General features: G+C 49.3%; 1 rRNA gene. It reads right to left on the bottom strand.

What is annotated here, in order from left to right:
* Positions 1–1,026, bottom strand: a 23S ribosomal RNA gene (locus KT99_RS19840); the annotation flags it as partial.

Raw genomic sequence — 1,026 nt, 5'->3', positions numbered from 1 at the left:
ACTAGTGAGCTATTACGCTTCTTTAAATGATGCTGCTCTAGCCACATCCTAGCTGTCTAGCTTCCCACATCGTTTCCCACTTAGCAATAACTTGGGACTTAGCTGATGGTCTGGGTTGTTTCCCTTTCCACGACGGACGTTAGCACCCGCCGTGTGTCTCCCGAGTAGTACTCATTGGTATTCGGAGTTTGCAAAGGGTTGGTAAGTCGGGATGACCCCCTAGCCTTAACAGTGCTCTACCCCCAATGGTATTCGCTCGAGGCGCTACCTAAATAGCTTTCGAGGAGAACCAGATATCTCCCGGTTTGATTGGCCTTTCACCCCCATCCACAAGTCATCCGCTCATTTTTCAACATAAGTCGGTTCGGTCCTCCAGTTGATGTTACTCAACCTTCAACCTGCCCATGGATAGATCACCGGGTTTCGGGTCTACACCTTGCAACTAAACGCGCAGTTAACACTCGGTTTCCCTACGGCTCCGCTATTCGCTTAACCTCGCTACAAAATGTAAGTCGCTGACCCATTATACAAAAGGTACGCAGTCACGGTCTCTTATTCCGAAGAATGGAACCGCTCCCACTGCTTGTACGTATACGGTTTCAGGTTCTATTTCACTCCCCTCACAGGGGTTCTTTTCGCCTTTCCCTCACGGTACTGGTTCACTATCGGTCAGTCAGGAGTATTTAGCCTTGGAGGATGGTCCCCCCATGTTCAGACAAGATGTCACGTGTCCCGTCCTACTCGTTTTCATCTATAGTTAGTTTTCATGTACGGGGCTATCACCCTGTGCCGCTGAGCTTTCCAACTCATTCCACTAACACCCTATAGACTTAAGGGCTAATCCCCGTTCGCTCGCCGCTACTAGGGGAATCTCGGTTGATTTCTGTTCCTCCGGGTACTTAGATGTTTCAGTTCCCCGGGTTTGCCTCACATACCTATGTATTCAGTATGTGATACTCACTTATGTGAGTGGGTTCCCCATCGGACATCGTTAGCTCAAATGCTTTGTTACTAGCTCGCCAACGC

Origin of the sequence: Shewanella benthica KT99 (genome assembly GCF_000172075.1) — a bacterium.
GTDB lineage: Bacteria > Pseudomonadota > Gammaproteobacteria > Enterobacterales > Shewanellaceae > Shewanella > Shewanella benthica_A.
Note: the sequence above shows the minus strand (reverse complement) of the source record. Positions and strands in the feature narration are given on the sequence as shown.